Origin of the sequence: Mesorhizobium sp. Root554 (assembly GCF_001427025.1) — a bacterium.
In the GTDB taxonomy this organism is placed as follows: domain Bacteria; phylum Pseudomonadota; class Alphaproteobacteria; order Rhizobiales; family Rhizobiaceae; genus Mesorhizobium.
Window position 1 is genome coordinate 2,891,163 of the sequence record NZ_LMGA01000001.1, and the last position, 15,591, is coordinate 2,906,753.

The following is a 15,591-nucleotide window of genomic DNA, read 5'->3' on the forward strand; positions in this document are numbered from 1 at the left end:
ATGCCGACATGAACCAGCCGCAACATAATCTGCTCGACAAGGAAGCCAGCCCGTATCTGCGACAGCACGCCGGCAATCCCGTTCATTGGCGGGGCTGGTCGGCAGCCTCCCTGGCGGAAGCGCAGGCGCTGGACCGGCCAATTCTTCTGTCGGTCGGCTACGCCGCTTGCCACTGGTGTCATGTCATGGCGCACGAAAGCTTCGAAAGCCAGGAAACCGCCGCCCTAATGAACCGTCTCTTCGTCAATATCAAGGTGGACAGGGAGGAGCGGCCCGATATCGACCAGATCTACATGGCTGCCTTGTCGGCTATGGGAGAGCAGGGCGGTTGGCCGCTTACCATGTTTCTGACGCCGGAGGGCAAGCCATTCTGGGGCGGGACTTATTTTCCGCCAGAGCCCCGATATGGGCGCCCTTCCTTTGGGCAAGTCCTCGAGGCCATCGCCAAGAGCTGGAACGAGAAGAAGGACGATCTGACAAACAGCGCCCACGCCTTGTCCAGCCATGTCGAGGCTCAGCTCTCGAGCACCGCGAGCAAAATCGGACTCGATCCCGATCAGCTCCCGACGCTGGCAGGCAGGATCGGGCAAATGATGGATCCCGAACTGGGCGGCATGCGCGGCGCCCCGAAATTTCCCAACGCACCGTTCATGCATAGCCTTTGGCTGTCGTGGATCGGGACAGGAAATGCCGGACATCGCGATCTCGTACTACTCAGTCTCGAACGTATGCTCGCTGGCGGCATTTACGATCATGTTGGAGGCGGCCTTAGCCGATACTCGACGGACGAGCGCTGGCTGGTGCCTCATTTCGAGAAAATGCTCTATGACAACGCCCAGTTGCTCCGTCTGTGCAATTGGGCGCTGGGCGAAACGGCAAACGATTTGTTCCGGATACGAATCGAAGAAACCATCGCGTGGCTTCTGCGTGAAATGTCTTCATCGGGCGACGGTTTCACGGCCAGCTATGACGCCGACAGCCAAGGTGAGGAAGGGCTATTCTACACGTGGAAGAAAGAAGACATCGACGAAGCGCTCGGGACCGACTCCTCCTTGTTTTACAATTACTTCTCGCTGGAGAAGCCCCCCGGTTGGGAGGGCGATCCAATTCTGTTCCAGACCAGCGGGCAACAGAGTGCAAGCATCGTCGATGCTCAAAAAGCGGCCGGCCTGAAGGAAGGGCTACTTGCTGCCCGCGCGCGCCGTCCCATGCCCGGTCGGGATGACAAGGTCCTGACCGATTGGAACGGCCTGGCGATCGCCGCCCTTGCTGAATGCGGTCGTTCTCTGGGCCGGGCCCAATGGATAGAACGGGCAGGGAAAGCGTTTCTATCGATACTGGAGTCCTCGCAGGAAGGCAGGCTTCCCCATTCACAGCTTGACCGACAGGCGCTGTTTCCAGCGCTGTCGAGTGACTATGCCGCGATGACCAGTGCGGCGGTGGCCCTGTTCGAAGCGACGTCCGACCGACGATTCCTGAACCATGCCCGGCATTTCATGGAAATGCTCGACCGCTGGCATTCCGATACGGACAGGACAGGCTACTATCTGACGGCTTACGACAGCGCCGATGTGCCGCTTCGCGTCCGCGGCGATGTTGACGAGGCGATCCCGTCCGCCACCGCCCAGATCATCGAGGCCTTGCAGAAGCTGGCGACGGCAACTGGCGATATAAAGCTGCAGGAGAAAGCCATTGTCGTAGCCGAACACGCCTTCGGCCGGGCTTCACGCCAGACCTATGGACAGGTCGGCATCGTCAATGCCTGTGCGGTGGTCATCGAACCGATGAAACTCATCCTCGTCGATGATCCGGACAACCCGGCATTTGTTACGGTAGCGAATCGACACCCGGACCCCAGGCGCGTCGATATCGTTCTGCCTTTGAGCGCAAATGGCGGCGGGGCAACGCTGCCAGACGGAACGCACCCCGCCACAGACAGGCCTGCGGCCTATCTGTGCATCGGCCAGTTGTGTCATCCGCCGATATGGGATGCGACCGACCTGCAAGCCAGGCTCAGGAAGCGCTGATGCCCGGCGCCTTGAGCCATGCGATCGAAAATCAGGCCGTCAGGTATTCATGGAATCGAAGAAGTCGCTGTTGGTCTTGGTCTGCTTGAGCTTGTCGATCAGGAATTCGATGGCGTCGGTCGTGCCCATCGGGGCGAGAATGCGCCGCAGCACAAAAATCTTCTGCAAGTCGGCGCGTGGCACCAGCAGGTCTTCCTTACGCGTTCCGGATTTGAGAATATCCATCGCCGGATAAATCCGCTTGTCGGCCACCTTGCGGTCGAGCTGGATTTCGCAGTTGCCGGTGCCCTTGAACTCTTCGAAGATGACCTCGTCCATGCGGCTGCCGGTATCGATCAGCGCCGTCGCGATGATCGTCAGCGAGCCGCCTTCTTCGATGTTGCGCGCGGCGCCGAAGAAACGCTTCGGCCGCTGCAGGGCATTGGCATCGACACCGCCGGTCAGCACCTTGCCGGACGACGGCACGACAGTGTTGTAGGCACGGCCAAGACGCGTGATCGAATCGAGCAGGATGACAACGTCACGGCCATGCTCGACCAGGCGCTTGGCCTTTTCGATCACCATTTCAGCGACCTGCACGTGGCGAACAGCCGGCTCGTCGAAGGTCGAGGAGATCACCTCGCCCTTCACCGACCGCTGCATGTCTGTGACTTCCTCAGGTCGTTCGTCGATCAGGAGCACGATCAAATAGCATTCAGGATGATTGGCGGTGATCGAGTGCGCGATGTTTTGCATCAGCACCGTCTTGCCGGTACGCGGCTGCGCGTTGATCAACGCACGCTGGCCCTTGCCGATCGGCGCAACCAGGTCGATCACACGCGGCGAGATGTCCTTACCGGACGGATTGTCCACTTCCATCCGTAGCCGCTGGGTCGGATAAAGCGGCGTCAGGTTGTCGAAATGGATCTTGTGGCGGATCTTTTCCGGATCGTCGAAATTGATCGTGTTGACCTTGAGTAGCGCGAAATAGCGTTCCCCCTCCTTCGGGCTGCGGATCGGTCCTTCAACGGTATCGCCGGTCTTCAGCGAGAAGCGGCGGATCTGCGACGGCGAAATATAGATGTCGTCGGGACCCGGCAGATAGTTCGCGTTGGCTGATCGCAGAAATCCGAACCCGTCCTGCAGAACTTCGACAACGCCTTCGCCGATGATCTCGATATCCTGTCCGGCCAGCTTTTTCAGGATGGCGAACATCAGCTCCTGCTTGCGCATGACGCTGGCGTTTTCGACCTCGAGCGATTCGGCATAGGCGATCAGCTCAGGTGGCTTCTTGTTCTTGAACTCTGAGAGTTTCATTTCCTGCATGGATAGACTCTGAATGTGCGTCAGGGGAAAATTTTCGGCTGTATGCGAAAGTGCCGGGCGCGGCCGAAAGCAATGAAAAGCGGCGGCGCATGGCGGGAGGAAGACCCGTCTTTTATCGTCGCTCCAGCCAAAGAGCAAGCGGCCTTTTGGCGTTGGCGAAGGTGTTCAGAAAGGCTTCACGATCACCAGGATCACAATGGCGATCATCAGCAATGTGGGTATTTCGTTGACGATACGCCAGTGTCTCGCCGGCTTTTCGTTGCGGTCTTCGGCAAACTTGCGCACGGCGCCGGAAAGATAGCCGTGGACGCCGGACATCAGGACGACCGCCGCGATCTTGGCATGCAGCCAGCCGCCCTGGAAACCGAAGCCTTTCCAGGCAAGCCAAAGGCCGAAAGTCCAGGTCACGATCATGGCTGGATTGATGATGCCGCGCAGCAGCCGGCGCTCCATCACCTTGAAGGTCTCGGACTGGACAGAACCTGCCTCCGCCGCCGTATGGTAGACGAACAGGCGCGGCAGATAGAGCATGCCGGCCATCCAGGAAATGACGGCGATGACGTGGATCGCCTTGGCCCAGAGATAGAAACCGTCCGGCGCGAAAAGAAACAGCAACCCCGCCAACACGGCGAAAATAGCGATTGCCATTGCCGCCCGGCGCAGCGCCATCTTTCCACTGCCCGTTTCCGTCGCGCCCGGCGTGGTCATCGCTTCGCCTTCCGCACCAGCCGCACCATCTCCTCGACATGCGGGATCGGCGTCTCCGGCGTGATGCCGTGGCCGAGATTGAAGATCAGCGGCCCACCGCCGAGTTTCCCGAGGATGGCATCGACGCCCTCGGCAAGCGCCGGGCCGCCGGCCACGAGCCGCAGCGGATCGAGATTGCCCTGCACGGCGCCGCCAGCCTGTAATTGCCGCGCCTGTTCCAACGGCACGGTCCAATCCAGTCCCAGACCATTCACCCCGGTCTCGCCGCGATACCCGGCATAGTTGGCGCCGGCGCCCTTCGGAAAACCGATGATCGGAACATCGGGATAAACCTCGCGCACCCTGCTGACGATCTTCGCTACGGGCGCGACACAAAATGTCCGGAACGATGCCTCATCGAGAACCCCTGACCAGGAATCGAAAATCTGCAAGGCATCGGCTCCTGCCTCAACCTGGCGGATCAGATAAGCCGCCGATTGCTCCGCAAGGATGTCCAGCAGGCTCCGGAAAGCCGCAGGCTCCCGGTAAGCGAACAGCCGAGCCGGAGCCTGGTCCGGCGTTCCATGGCCGGCGATCATGTAGGTCGCGACCGTCCAGGGCGCCCCACAGAAGCCGATCAGCGTGGTTTCCTGTGGCAGGGAGGTGCGAAGACGACGGACCGTTTCATAGACCGGCTCCAGATTCACGTGAAACGTTTCCGTATTCAGCGCCCCGATTTCTGCCGCCGTGATCGGCGTCAGCATCGGCCCGCGGCCCTCCTCGAAGCGAAGGTCCCGGCCGAGCGCATGGGGCACGACGAGGATGTCTGAAAACAGGATCGAGGCATCGAAGCCGAAGCGCTTGATCGGCTGCAAGGTCACTTCCACGGCGAAATCGGGATCGTAGCAAAGATCCAGGAAGGAGCCGGCGCGCTTCCGCGTCGCTCTGTATTCGGGAAGATAGCGTCCGGCCTGCCGCATCATCCAGAGCGGAGGCGGAAATACCGCCTCGCCTCGCAGTACCTTCAGGACGGTCCGGTTCTCACTCATGTCTTCGTCCTCAAGAGCCCTTCTAAAAAAATAAAGAAAAGAGAAAAGAAGGTATTCTGATTCTAAGAGTCTGTTTGTAGCGGGAATACCTACCTGTCCATTGCCACGGTCAAAAAGGCCATCTGCCACGGTGTCGCGGACAACAATCCGGATCGTTGAGAATATCGGGGACAATCCGGATTCCCCTTTTGGATTCAAAAGCCTGCGAGACTGCCATGCCGCGGTTGCCTGTGCGTCGAAAAAGCCCCTATATCTTCGTCCACGCTTTTGTCCCCAGCCCTCCGGCGGAGCTGACAGCACATCGAATTGTGGACAATCGCCCACCTGATACAGTCGCCTCCGACACGCCTATCCGCTGCCTCGACTTATTCACAGTAACCCACAAGGCCTCAAGGATATCGTGAACAAACCGCAAAGCTTCTTCCATTTGCACCTGATCTCTGATGCGACCGGCGAAACCCTGCTGGCGGCCGGCCGAGCGGCGGCGGCGCAGTACAAGGACGCCCGCGCCATCGAACATATCTATCCGCTGATCCGTAATGAGAAGCAGCTGATGAAGGTGTTCGACGACATCGAGGAGGAGCCTGGCATCGTGCTCTATACGATGGTCGATCAGAACCTCTCGCGCATGATTGATGAACGCTGCGGAGCGATGGGCCTGCCCTATGTCTCAGTGCTCGAGCCTGTGCTGACCGTCTTCCAGTCTTATCTCGGAACGCCGGCGGGTCGGCGGGTCGGCGCCCAGCATGTCCTCGACGCCGATTACTTCCGCCGCATCGACGCGCTCAATTTCACCATGGAGCATGACGATGGGCAGCTGTCCGATGATCTCGACGAAGCCGACATCGTGCTCATCGGCATTTCCCGAACGTCGAAGACGCCGACCAGCATCTATCTCGCCAACCGCGGAATAAAGACGGCCAACATCCCGATCGTTCTTGGCGTACCGATGCCCGACAGTCTGGCCAAGGCGACGAGGCCGCTGATCGTCGGGCTGGTGGCGACGGCCGAGCGCATATCGCAGGTCAGGCAGAATCGCGTGCTCGGAAATGCCGGCTATGATGCCGCCAACTATACGGACCGTTCCAACATAAGCGAGGAACTGGTCTATGCGCGGCAGATCTGCAGCCGCCATGGCTGGCCGATGCTCGACGTGAGCCGCAGGTCGATCGAGGAAACGGCCGCGGCAATCGTTGCCCTGCGCGGCAAGACGCGTTAGGTCCGCCGTTCAGAAGGAGTGGTTGCGATGGAAAAGATCGTTCTTGCCTCCGGCAGTCAGTTCCGCAAGGCGATCCTGATGAACGCCGGTCTCGATATCGAAGTCGTTCCGGCGCAAATCGATGAGCGGGCAGCCGAAGCTCCCTTGCAGGAAAGCGGAGCTTCGCCCGAGGACGTGGCCCTGATCCTGGCCGAGGCGAAAGCCGTCGAAGTCAGCACACGTAAGCCCGGTGCATTGGTGCTTGGCTGCGACCAGACAATGTCTCTCGGTGACGAGGTTTTTCACAAGCCTGCCGACATGGAGGGAGCGCGGCGTCATCTCCTCAAACTCTCCGGCAAGACGCATCATTTGAACAGCGCCGCGGTTCTGGTGCGCGACGGCGAAGTCCTGTGGCGCCATGTCGGCACCGCCAGCCTGACCCTGCGCAAGCTCGATCCGGCGTTCATCGGCCGGCATCTGGCTCGGGTCGGGCCGAAGGCCCTGCTGAGCGTCGGCGCCTATCAGATCGAAGGCGAAGGCATCCAGCTTTTCGAGAAGATAGAGGGCGACTATTTCACCATTGTCGGCGTGCCTCTGCTCGCCACGCTTGCCGAACTTCGCCGGCTCGGGGCCATCGATGGCTGAGACTGGCGGCAAGGCCTTTGTCGTTGGCCACCCGATCAAGCATTCCCGCTCGCCGATGATCCACGGCTGTTGGCTGAAGCACTACGGCATTGCCGGCAGCTACGAGGCGATCGATGTGGCGCCGGAAGATTTTTCTGCCTTCGTCCAGTCGCTCGCGGCGAACGGGTTCAGGGGCGGCAATATCACCATTCCGCATAAGGAGACGGCTTTCAAAGCCGTCGCTCGGCGCGACGAATCGGCCGAGGCGATAGGGGCGGTCAACACGCTCTGGCTGGAAGACGGCAGGCTCTGCGGCGGCAACACCGACGCTTATGGGTTCGCCGCCAATCTCGATGCTTACAGTCCCGGCTGGGCACGGAACGGTCCGGCGGTGGTGCTCGGGGCAGGCGGCGCCGCGCGCGCCGTGATCCACGCACTCAAGCAACGCGGTGTCGGCGATATTCGCATCGTCAACCGCACAGTGGCGCGAGCCGCGGAACTGCGCGACATATTCGGCATCGGCATATCGGCCCACTCGCCAGCTCAAACCGGCGAGCTGCTTGAGGATGCAGGGCTGCTGGTCAACACGACATCGCTCGGCATGGAAGGTAGCGCCGAGTTGCAGGTTGATACGACGCTGCTGCCGAGCCACGCCATCGTGACCGACATCGTCTACGCGCCGCTGGAAACGCCTCTGCTGGCTGCTGCCCGCCAAAATGGCCTGAAGACGGTGGATGGCCTCGGCATGTTGCTGCATCAGGCGGTGCCGGGCTTCGAGCGCTGGTTTGGCCATCGGCCCGAAGTGACGGCGGAATTGCGGGCGCTGATCGTCGCCGATCTGGACCGTGTAAAATGATCGTGCTCGGCCTGACCGGTTCCATCGGCATGGGAAAGTCCACCACGGCGAAGATGTTTGCCAAGGCAGGGGTGCCGGTTCACGATTCCGACGAGACGGTGCATCGGCTTTATGGGGGCAAGGCCGTGCCCCTGATCGAGGCGGCGTTTCCCGGTGTTGCTTCCAATGGCGCCATCGACCGAACGGAATTGTCGCACCGGGTTCTTGGCAATGCGGCAGCTCTGAAGCGGTTGGAAGAGATCATTCATCCACTGGTACGCGCTGACGCCGATGCGTTTGTCGCCGGCCACCGCAAGGCTGGCGCGCCTCTCATTGTATTGGATATTCCGCTTCTGTTCGAGACCGGCGGAGAAAGCCGCGTCGACAGGATCGCCGTGGTGTCGGCGCCGGCGGAGATCCAGAGGCGGCGTGTAATGGCGCGGCCGGGGATGACGGCGCAGAAGTTCGAAGCCATCCTGGCGCGGCAGGTTCAGGATGCGGACAAAAGGGCAAAGGCCGATTTCGTCATCGACACCGGCCATGGACTGAGGGCAGCCCGCGCGCAGGTCGACAAAATCATCGCCAGCCTGACAGGGGAAAAGACCTGATCGCCCTCCGGCCGAACTTGCACCTGGTTGCCACAGCCGCCATCTTTGGCTCCGGAGCGATTCGATGCGTGAGATAATCTTCGATACTGAAACCACCGGCCTTGATGCGCGCGAAGACCGTGTCATCGAGCTTGGTTGTATCGAACTGGTCAACCGCTTCCCGACGGGCCGCACGTTTCATCACTACATCAATCCGCAGGGGCGCTCGATCAATGTCGAAGCCCAGGCCGTGCACGGCATCAGCGCAGCGGATCTCGTCGGCAAGCCGAGCTTTGCCGATATTGCCGAGGAATTCCTTGTCTTCATCGATGGCGCCAAGCTGATCGCGCACAATGCCGGCTTCGACATGGCGTTCATCAATGCGGAGTTCGGGCGGCTTGGCCATCCGGCCGTCGGCCAGGAGCGTGTCATCGACACGCTGGCGTTGGCCCGCCGCCGGCATCCCATGGGTCCCAATTCGCTGGATGCGTTGTGCCGACGCTATGGCATCGACAACAGCCACCGCACAAAGCACGGTGCGCTTCTCGATTCCGAGCTCCTGGCCGAGGTCTATATCGAGCTGATCGGCGGCAAGCAGGCCGCGCTCGTTCTCGACGCGGTCGTCGTGACGAAACAGGGCAACGATGCGGCCGAAATGATCGACATCACCATCGGCATGCGGCCGGCGCCGCTGCCTCCGCGCCTGACCGATGCAGAACGGGCGGCGCATGCGGGGCTGGTGGCTGAGCTCGGTGACAAAGCCATCTGGCTGAAAGTGCCCGCCAATTGAAAAATCCGGCGCGAGGCCGGATCTTTCTGGACAATCACGATTGCCGAATGCTGACGCCGGTCAGCTGACCTTGACCTTGGAGGCGGCCTGGTCTTCGGCGATCTTCTGCTGGAACATTTGCGCGAAATCGATCGGGTCGAGCATCAGTGGCGGGAAGCCGCCATTGCGCGTCGCTTCCGCGATGATCTGGCGGGCGAACGGGAAAAGCAGCCGCGGGCATTCGATGAACAGGAGCGGCAGCATGTGCTCCTGCGGGAAGCCGCTGATGCTGAACACACCGCCATAGACCAGCTCGACGTTGAACAGCACTTCCTTGTCGTAGGCAGCCTTCGCGGTGAGCGTCAGATTGACATCGAACTGCTTGTCGGAAAGCGGATTGGCGTTGACGTTGACGTTGATCGCAATGCCTGGCGCCTTCTCGCGGCCGCGCAGGGAATTCGGGGCTCCTGGGCTCTCGAAGGACAAATCCTTGACGTACTGGGTGAGTACGTTGAGCGTCGGCTGCGTGCCGTTGCCATTGGTGGCGGCGCCTGTCGGCGCTTCGTTGTTATCGGCCATGAGCCTGTTCCTCGTGAAGCTTGCGGGTGGAATGCAGCCGATCGGCTAAGGTCGGCGGAAGCGGGCGTTCGCTATCATGCCCGGCGCGGCAAGACAAGGTTTGAGGCCTTCCTCAGTCGTCGGCGGTTTTGTCGTCCTTCAGTCGGCGCCAGGGCGAACTGGGGTCAGGCCGGCGCGAATAATCGTCGCTGTCCAGATCGATGACCTTCTCCTTGCGGCGCTGCGAAAAGCCGCCGCCGCTGAAATTCGTCACGATGGAGACGCGGTTCTTCAGAAACCGCCAGGCGAAATCGCGGACGGGGGGAATGAACAGAAGGATGCCGAGAATATCGCTGATGAAGCCCGGTACGATGAGCAGCATCGCGGCGATCAGCACGATCAGGCCATGGGCAAGTTGCCTGCCCGGGTTGCGGCCGGCATCCATTTCGGCGCGTACGCGCGACATGACGCCAAATCCCTGTTGCCGCAGCAGGAAGGTGCCGACCAGCGCAGAAAGCAGCACCAGGCCTACCGTGGCAAGAACGCCGATCTCGCGTCCGACCACGACGAAGCCGGCGATCTCCAGGATCGGAAGGGCGAGAACGAGGAGGGGGAGGAACGAAATGCGCAAACCGTGCCGAATCCGCTTCTTGGCCTGTTCCGTGGCCGGCGCTCATCGCCTGGCCGCTATCGGATGGGGCGGAATGCCTTAAATAGGAACGCCCACCATCCATTTGAATGATTGCGCTGCACGTTCTATATGCTTTGATGATTGGGCGCTATGCGGAGCATGGCCGTAACCAGCCCGACAGGATCGATTGGCAAACCATATGGCATTCTTCGACTTCGGTACGATTTTCTTCCTGGTCGCGGCGGTTGTCATCTTCCTGCAACTGCGCAATGTGCTTGGCCGCCGCACCGGCAACGAACGGAAGCCTTTCGATCCCTATACGGCAAGCCGGACCAAGGAAGCTGCGCAAGGACCCGACAATGTGGTTTCACTGCCGCGCAAGCGTGCTGCCGGAGAGCCTCCGGTAGAGGTCTATGCTGGGATCGACGCATTCGCCAAGCCGGACGGCGATCTTAACAAGGGTCTGCGCGCGATCAAGGACGCCGATGCGTCTTTCGAGCCCAAGACCTTTGTCGATGGCGCGAAAATGGCCTACGAGATGATCGTCATGGCTTATGCCGATGGTGATCGCAAAACGCTCAAGAACCTGCTTTCGCGCGAAGTCTATGACGGCTTCGTCGCAGCGATCACCGAACGCGAGTCAAAATCCGAAAAAGTTCAATCGTCCTTCGTCGGTATCGACAAGGCCGACATCGTTTCCGCCGAAATGAAGGGTGGCGAGGCGCATGTGACCTTGCGCATCGTCAGCGAACTCATCTCGGCCACCCGCGACAAGGCCGGCGCGGTCATCGACGGCGATCCGGAAACCGTCGCCGAGGTCAAGGACGTGTGGACCTTCTCTCGCGATACGCGCTCGCGCGACCCCAACTGGAAGCTGGTCGCGACCGAAGAAGAATGAGCCAGGGCGACGCTGCCGTGTCGCTTTCGCCGCTCTTCGCTCAAAAAACTTTCGCGGATTTGCCCGGCTGGGATGGCGACGACCATCTGGCCGCCTTTGCCGCATTTCGGCGCTCAGCCTTTCATGTGTCGGAAAAACCCTACAGGACAGGGTCGCTTGGCATCGACTTCGCCGCCTTCCAGCCGGCCTATGCCGAGGCGCGGAGTTCTGTTCCCACCCATGCGAACACCGCGCGTGCTTTCTTCGAACAGCACTTCACGCCTTTCCGTGTCAGCCCCGAAACCGGCGCTTCGGGCCTCGTCACAGGCTTCTACGAACCGGAAGTAATGGCCTCGCCGGTTCAAACCGGTGAATTCAACGTGCCGTTGCTGTCGCGGCCGGTCGATCTGGAAGATCTGGACGACGAGAACAGGCCTGCGGCAATGGATCCCTATTTTGCGTTCGGACGCCGGACGTGCGGGGGACTGACGGAGTATTTTGACCGTGGCGAGATCGAACGCGGCGCCCTGAGCGGCGAGAATCTCGAACTGGCCTGGCTGGCCGACAAGGTCGATGCCTTTTTCATCCATGTGCAGGGCGCCGCGCGGCTCCGCATGACCGATGGCAGCTTGCGCCGCATCACCTATGCGGCCAAATCCGGGCATCGTTTTACCGGTGCCGGGAAGGTTCTCGCCGACCTGGGTGAAATTCCGCTCGCCGAAGTGACGATGCAATCCATCCGCGCCTGGTTCAAAAAGCACCCGCACCGGGTCGATGAGATCCTGTGGCGGAACCGCTCCTACATTTTCTTCCGCGAAGCACCGGTTGCCGATCTCGATCTGGGTCCGGTCGCGGCGGCGAAAGTGCCGCTGACGCCGGGCCGTTCGGTGGCCGTGGACAGGCTTCTCCATACATTCGGCACGCCTTTCCATATCCACGCTCCGTCGCTGACGGCGTTCGGTGATGACGGATTCCACCGGCTGATGGTCGCCCAGGATACCGGCTCGGCGATCGTTGGTGCTGCCCGCGGCGATCTGTTCGCCGGTTCGGGCGATGCGGCGGGCGAAATCGCTGGCGTCATCCGCCATGCAGCCGATTTTTACGCTTTGGTTCCAAAAGCTCTCGTTTCGGAACCGAATCGATGAAGCGGCCGGTGGCAAATCCACTAAGCGACGAAGATCGCGTTCTGTGGAACCTGGTCGCTCGCACGGCAATGCCACTGAAGGGCCGTCTCGCGGTCGAGATTCCGGATATGTCCCTTCCGGACAGCAAGGCCGGGGAAACCGGGACATCCCGCGAAGCTCCGTCCGTAACGGCGGCAACCAAGCCGAAATCCCAGACGGTCGTGCAGCGGCTTGACGAACCGACCCTGGACAAGCTTGCAAAGGGCAGGCTGCCGATTGAAGGCCGGGTCGATCTGCATGGGCTGCGGCAGGATGAGGCATACAGCCTGCTTCATTCCTTCCTGTTGCGCGCGCAAGCAGGCGGCGTGCGTTATGTACTGGTGATCACCGGCAAGGGATCGTCGTCTGGGGGTGACGGCGTGCTGCGGCGCTCGGTGCCGGCCTGGCTGTCGACGCCGGCTTTTCGAACCGTCGTTTCCAGCCATGATCATGCCGCCCGTCACCATGGCGGCGGCGGCGCGCTCTATGTGCGGCTGCGCAAGACGAAGCCATGACTCCGCTCGGTGAAAAAATCCGTGCGCTTCGGCGTCAGCGCGGCGTCAGCCAGAAAGATATGGCTAGTGCCATCGGCGTCAGCGCCGCCTACCTTTCGGCGCTGGAGCATGGCCGGCGCGGTGCGCCGAACTGGACCATGGTCCAGAAAATCATAGGCTATTTCAACATCATCTGGGATGAGGCGGAGGAATTCGAGCGCTTGGCGGACAGCTCCCACCCCCGCGTCCGCCTCGATACATCCGGCCTTTCGCCCGCCGCGACTGAGCTCGCCAACCTTCTGGCGGGAAACATTGCCAACATGGATGAGATCGACATCGCCCGAATAACCGCCGCTGTCCGCGAGGCGCTGGGCAAGTAGCCGGAATTATGATCCTGCTTCCAGATGCGCTTTGAGCATCTGCCGGAGCTCGTCCACGACACCGTCCCTCAATCGTTTCTCGCCGGTCAGCGCCAGCGGTATGCGCATGAGCTGCGGCACGATGACGGCGATTCGCTCAGCCTGCTCGGGGCTCAGCGCCGGCTCGGCCCTGGCGAACAAAGCTGAAATCTGGTTGCGGCGGCGGATGCGGATCGCGCGTCGCCAGCTTGCGTCGCCCGGCAGGTCGAGCATGGCGGAATAGGCCGGATGGGTTTTAAGAAAATCGCCCAGCAAGGCAAACAGTGCATCGGCGATGGCGGCCGGCGCATGACCGACCATGCGTTCGCTCAAACAGTCTAGCTGTGAGGAGATTTCCTCGGCCTGCTCCCGCAGAATCGCCTCGGCCAGCGCTTCCTTCGTCGGAAAAAACAGATAGAGCGTGCCGATGGCCGCGCAGGCGTTCGCGGCCACCTCGGTCATGGTCGTCGCTTCAAAGCCCTTTTCGGCGAACAGTTCCGCAGCGCTGGCCATCAGCGCGGCGACACGAAGGCGGCCGCGCTCCTGCTGGGGCCGGCGCGGCTTCAGGGCTTTAGCACTTGCTTTTTCCGAGGCCATCCTCATATACCAAACCTGAGATAACCCTCATATAAGACGCCGGCGGCTGCCGCGCCATAGATTTCGAAAGCGTGTTCCATGAATTCCGCACATGCCGAGCGCCCGCAGAACCACAAATGGATCGTTTTGAGCAACACCACCTTGGGCATGTTGGCCGCGGCAATCAACAGTTCTATCCTGCTGATCAGCCTGCCGGCGGTGTTTCGCGGCATCGGTCTGAAGGCGCTCGATCCCGGCAACATCAATTACCTGCTCTGGGCGATCATCGGCTATATGATCGCCACGGCGGTTCTGGTCGTGGCGTTTGGCAGGCTGGGCGACCAGTTCGGCCGCGCCCGCATGTATAATCTCGGCTTCGCCATCTTCACGGCTGCCTCGATCGCGCTCAGCCTGCTGCCGGGGCAGGGCGATTTCGCCGCCTCTTATCTGGTCACGGTTCGTATCATACAGGGCATTGGCGGCGCGCTCATCATGGCGAACGCGACCGCGCTCTTGACGGATGCCTTTCCCCAGAACGAGCGTGGCTTCGCGCTCGGCATCAATGTCGTGGCGGCGATCGGCGGCCAGTTCATCGGCTTGCTGATCGGTGGCCTGCTGGCCGACGCCAACTGGCGGCTGGTGTTCTGGATCAACGTGCCGTTCGGCCTCGTCGGGACGATCTGGGCCTATATGAAACTGAACGACGCGCCGAACCGGCGCAGCCACACCATCGACTGGCTCGGCAATATCAGCTTCGGCCTCGGCCTGGTGCTGATTTTGACAGCCATCACCTACGGCCTGCAGCCCTATGGCGAGCAGGTGATGGCATGGACCAGCCCGAAGGTGCTGTCGTTCTTCGCCATCGGCATCCTGTCGCTCATCGCCTTTGTCGTCGTGGAAAGCCGCGTCGCCAAGCCGATGCTCGACCTCAAGCTGTTTCGCATTCCAGGCTTCGCCTGGGGCAATCTTGCCAATCTTTCCTCAGGTATTGCCCGTGGCGGCTTGCAGTTCATGCTCATCGTCTGGCTGCAGGGCATCTGGCTGCCGCTGCATGGCTATTCGTTCGAGGAAACCCCGCTGTGGTCGGCCATCTTCATGCTGCCGCTGACAGTTGGCTTCCTGCTGGCGGGTCCGCTTTCCGGCTACTTTTCGGACCGCGTCGGCGGCGTGCCGTTCTCGGTCGGCGGCATGGTTGCCGGCGCCATCTCCTTCCTCGCGCTGATGGAACTGCCGGCCAACTTCTCCTATACCGCCTTCGCCGCGCTGCTGTTCCTCAACGGCCTCGGTTCTGGCCTGTTCGTAGCGCCGAACTCCACGCAGATCATGAACTCGGTGCCAGCGTCCGAGCGAGGCCAGGCTTCCGGCATGCGCGCCACCACCACCAATGCCGGGCAGGTTCTGTCGATCGGCCTGTTCTTCTCGCTTATGTTGGTCGGGCTTGCCTCTTCGCTGCCGGCGGCAATGGAAAGCGGGCTATTGGCGCAGCATGTGCCGCTGGCGGTGGCGCATCAGGTGGCGAACATGCCGCCGGTCGCCAGCCTGTTTGCCGCCTTCCTCGGTTACAACCCGATGGGCGAGCTCATCCCAGTCGACGTGCTGCACGCGCTGCCGCCGCAGAACGTCGCGGCGCTGACCGGCAACGAGTTCTTCCCCGGCCTGATGGCAGAACCGTTCAAGCACGGGCTGGTCTTCGCCTTCACCTTCTCGGCGATCCTCTATCTGCTCGCCGCCTTCGCCTCATGGCGCGGCGGGAAAAAGGCGGATGCGCCGGCTATGGCCGAAGCGGTCGCCGGGGAGTGACTCCGAAACGGCA

17 protein-coding genes are annotated in these 15,591 nt (G+C 61.3%); 11 read left to right on the plus strand and 6 right to left on the minus strand.

What is annotated here, in order from left to right:
- Positions 1 to 8 precede the first annotated feature (8 nt).
- On the plus strand, positions 9 to 2,027 hold the full coding sequence (locus ASD44_RS14130; protein WP_056113177.1) for a thioredoxin domain-containing protein: 2,019 nt from the start codon (positions 9 to 11) through the stop codon (positions 2,025 to 2,027).
- Between the two features lie 39 nt (positions 2,028 to 2,066).
- Here ASD44_RS14130 and rho read toward each other — a convergent pair whose 3' ends face one another.
- From rho to hemE, 3 genes are all read right to left on the minus strand, one after another.
- Positions 2,067 to 3,332: a transcription termination factor Rho gene (rho, locus tag ASD44_RS14135; RefSeq protein WP_156459853.1), complete on the minus strand. Its 1,266-nt coding sequence runs from the start codon at positions 3,330 to 3,332 to the stop codon at positions 2,067 to 2,069.
- A 165-nt stretch (positions 3,333 to 3,497) separates the two neighbouring features.
- Positions 3,498 to 4,040, minus strand: coding sequence for a protoporphyrinogen oxidase HemJ (gene hemJ, locus ASD44_RS14140; RefSeq protein ID WP_056113181.1), 543 nt, complete (start codon positions 4,038 to 4,040; stop codon positions 3,498 to 3,500).
- A complete protein-coding gene (gene hemE / locus ASD44_RS14145; RefSeq protein WP_056113185.1) occupies positions 4,037 to 5,068 on the minus strand; it encodes a uroporphyrinogen decarboxylase in 1,032 nt (343 codons plus the stop codon). The genes hemJ and hemE overlap by 4 nt, the downstream gene beginning before the upstream one ends.
- Positions 5,069 to 5,468: 400 nt before the next feature.
- On the opposite strand from hemE, the gene ASD44_RS14150 reads away from it, so the two are divergent.
- The 5 genes from ASD44_RS14150 to dnaQ all read left to right on the plus strand — a co-directional run bounded on the left by ASD44_RS14150 (position 5,469) and on the right by dnaQ (position 9,102).
- A complete protein-coding gene (locus tag ASD44_RS14150; protein ID WP_056113187.1) occupies positions 5,469 to 6,287 on the plus strand; it encodes a pyruvate, water dikinase regulatory protein in 819 nt (272 codons plus the stop codon).
- A gap of 27 nt (positions 6,288 to 6,314) precedes the next feature.
- The gene (locus tag ASD44_RS14155; RefSeq protein ID WP_056113190.1) at positions 6,315 to 6,911 is read left to right on the plus strand and encodes a Maf-like protein; all 597 of its coding nucleotides are present in this window, start codon (positions 6,315 to 6,317) and stop codon (positions 6,909 to 6,911) included.
- Positions 6,904 to 7,746, plus strand: a complete 843-nt coding sequence (locus ASD44_RS14160; protein WP_056113192.1) for a shikimate dehydrogenase — start codon at positions 6,904 to 6,906, stop codon at positions 7,744 to 7,746. The genes ASD44_RS14155 and ASD44_RS14160 overlap by 8 nt, the downstream gene beginning before the upstream one ends.
- Positions 7,743 to 8,333, plus strand: a complete 591-nt coding sequence (coaE, locus tag ASD44_RS14165; RefSeq protein ID WP_056113195.1) for a dephospho-CoA kinase — start codon at positions 7,743 to 7,745, stop codon at positions 8,331 to 8,333. The genes ASD44_RS14160 and coaE overlap by 4 nt, the downstream gene beginning before the upstream one ends.
- A 64-nt stretch (positions 8,334 to 8,397) precedes the next feature.
- Positions 8,398 to 9,102 carry a DNA polymerase III subunit epsilon gene (gene dnaQ, locus ASD44_RS14170; protein WP_056113197.1) on the plus strand — a complete coding sequence of 235 codons (705 nt, stop codon included), beginning with the start codon at positions 8,398 to 8,400 and terminating at the stop codon, positions 9,100 to 9,102.
- A 60-nt stretch (positions 9,103 to 9,162) separates the two neighbouring features.
- Here the strand turns inward: dnaQ and secB are convergent, their stop codons facing one another.
- Together secB and ASD44_RS14180 are read right to left on the minus strand one after the other, a co-directional pair.
- A complete protein-coding gene (gene secB / locus ASD44_RS14175) occupies positions 9,163 to 9,660 on the minus strand; it encodes a protein-export chaperone SecB (protein ID WP_056113199.1) in 498 nt (165 codons plus the stop codon).
- A gap of 112 nt (positions 9,661 to 9,772) precedes the next feature.
- Positions 9,773 to 10,270 (minus strand): FxsA family protein, encoded by a 498-nt coding sequence (locus ASD44_RS14180; RefSeq protein WP_056113202.1) that lies wholly within the window; start codon positions 10,268 to 10,270, stop codon positions 9,773 to 9,775.
- Between the two features lie 199 nt (positions 10,271 to 10,469).
- On the opposite strand from ASD44_RS14180, the gene ASD44_RS14185 reads away from it, so the two are divergent.
- From ASD44_RS14185 to ASD44_RS14200, 4 genes are read left to right on the plus strand one after another with little or no spacing between them, the layout of a single operon-like run.
- The gene (locus ASD44_RS14185; protein WP_056113204.1) at positions 10,470 to 11,168 is read left to right on the plus strand and encodes a Tim44/TimA family putative adaptor protein; all 699 of its coding nucleotides are present in this window, start codon (positions 10,470 to 10,472) and stop codon (positions 11,166 to 11,168) included.
- Between the two features lie 17 nt (positions 11,169 to 11,185).
- Entirely contained in the window at positions 11,186 to 12,292 is a 1,107-nt protein-coding gene (locus ASD44_RS14190) for a murein transglycosylase A (RefSeq protein ID WP_056116230.1), read from the plus strand.
- The gene (locus tag ASD44_RS14195) at positions 12,289 to 12,825 is read left to right on the plus strand and encodes a Smr/MutS family protein (RefSeq protein WP_056113207.1); all 537 of its coding nucleotides are present in this window, start codon (positions 12,289 to 12,291) and stop codon (positions 12,823 to 12,825) included. Before ASD44_RS14190 ends, ASD44_RS14195 begins: the two co-directional genes overlap by 4 nt.
- Positions 12,822 to 13,184 carry a helix-turn-helix transcriptional regulator gene (locus ASD44_RS14200; protein ID WP_056113209.1) on the plus strand — a complete coding sequence of 121 codons (363 nt, stop codon included), beginning with the start codon at positions 12,822 to 12,824 and terminating at the stop codon, positions 13,182 to 13,184. Before ASD44_RS14195 ends, ASD44_RS14200 begins: the two co-directional genes overlap by 4 nt.
- A 6-nt stretch (positions 13,185 to 13,190) precedes the next feature.
- Here ASD44_RS14200 and ASD44_RS14205 read toward each other — a convergent pair whose 3' ends face one another.
- A complete protein-coding gene (locus ASD44_RS14205; RefSeq protein WP_056113212.1) occupies positions 13,191 to 13,799 on the minus strand; it encodes a TetR/AcrR family transcriptional regulator in 609 nt (202 codons plus the stop codon).
- A gap of 78 nt (positions 13,800 to 13,877) precedes the next feature.
- Here ASD44_RS14205 and ASD44_RS14210 point away from each other — a divergent pair, with 78 nt between their 5' ends.
- Positions 13,878 to 15,578: an MFS transporter gene (locus tag ASD44_RS14210; protein ID WP_082542480.1), complete on the plus strand. Its 1,701-nt coding sequence runs from the start codon at positions 13,878 to 13,880 to the stop codon at positions 15,576 to 15,578.
- Positions 15,579 to 15,591: the final 13 nt, after the last annotated feature.

What these genes read in the sequence shown, in the direction of transcription:
- ASD44_RS14195 (WP_056113207.1), top strand. Translation starts at nt 12,289, where the DNA reads ATGAAGCGGCCGGTGGCAAATCCACTAAGCGACGAAGATCGCGTTCTG.
- hemJ (WP_056113181.1), bottom strand. Translation starts at nt 4,040, where the DNA reads ATGACCACGCCGGGCGCGACGGAAACGGGCAGTGGAAAGATGGCGCTG.
- ASD44_RS14185 (WP_056113204.1), top strand. Translation starts at nt 10,470, where the DNA reads ATGGCATTCTTCGACTTCGGTACGATTTTCTTCCTGGTCGCGGCGGTT.
- ASD44_RS14155 (WP_056113190.1), top strand. Translation starts at nt 6,315, where the DNA reads ATGGAAAAGATCGTTCTTGCCTCCGGCAGTCAGTTCCGCAAGGCGATC.
- secB (WP_056113199.1), bottom strand. Translation starts at nt 9,660, where the DNA reads ATGGCCGATAACAACGAAGCGCCGACAGGCGCCGCCACCAATGGCAAC.
- ASD44_RS14130 (WP_056113177.1), top strand. Translation starts at nt 9, where the DNA reads ATGAACCAGCCGCAACATAATCTGCTCGACAAGGAAGCCAGCCCGTAT.
- ASD44_RS14210 (WP_082542480.1), top strand. Translation starts at nt 13,878, where the DNA reads ATGAATTCCGCACATGCCGAGCGCCCGCAGAACCACAAATGGATCGTT.
- ASD44_RS14205 (WP_056113212.1), bottom strand. Translation starts at nt 13,799, where the DNA reads ATGGCCTCGGAAAAAGCAAGTGCTAAAGCCCTGAAGCCGCGCCGGCCC.
- ASD44_RS14160 (WP_056113192.1), top strand. Translation starts at nt 6,904, where the DNA reads ATGGCTGAGACTGGCGGCAAGGCCTTTGTCGTTGGCCACCCGATCAAG.
- coaE (WP_056113195.1), top strand. Translation starts at nt 7,743, where the DNA reads ATGATCGTGCTCGGCCTGACCGGTTCCATCGGCATGGGAAAGTCCACC.
- ASD44_RS14200 (WP_056113209.1), top strand. Translation starts at nt 12,822, where the DNA reads ATGACTCCGCTCGGTGAAAAAATCCGTGCGCTTCGGCGTCAGCGCGGC.
- hemE (WP_056113185.1), bottom strand. Translation starts at nt 5,068, where the DNA reads ATGAGTGAGAACCGGACCGTCCTGAAGGTACTGCGAGGCGAGGCGGTA.
- dnaQ (WP_056113197.1), top strand. Translation starts at nt 8,398, where the DNA reads ATGCGTGAGATAATCTTCGATACTGAAACCACCGGCCTTGATGCGCGC.
- rho (WP_156459853.1), bottom strand. Translation starts at nt 3,332, where the DNA reads ATGCAGGAAATGAAACTCTCAGAGTTCAAGAACAAGAAGCCACCTGAG.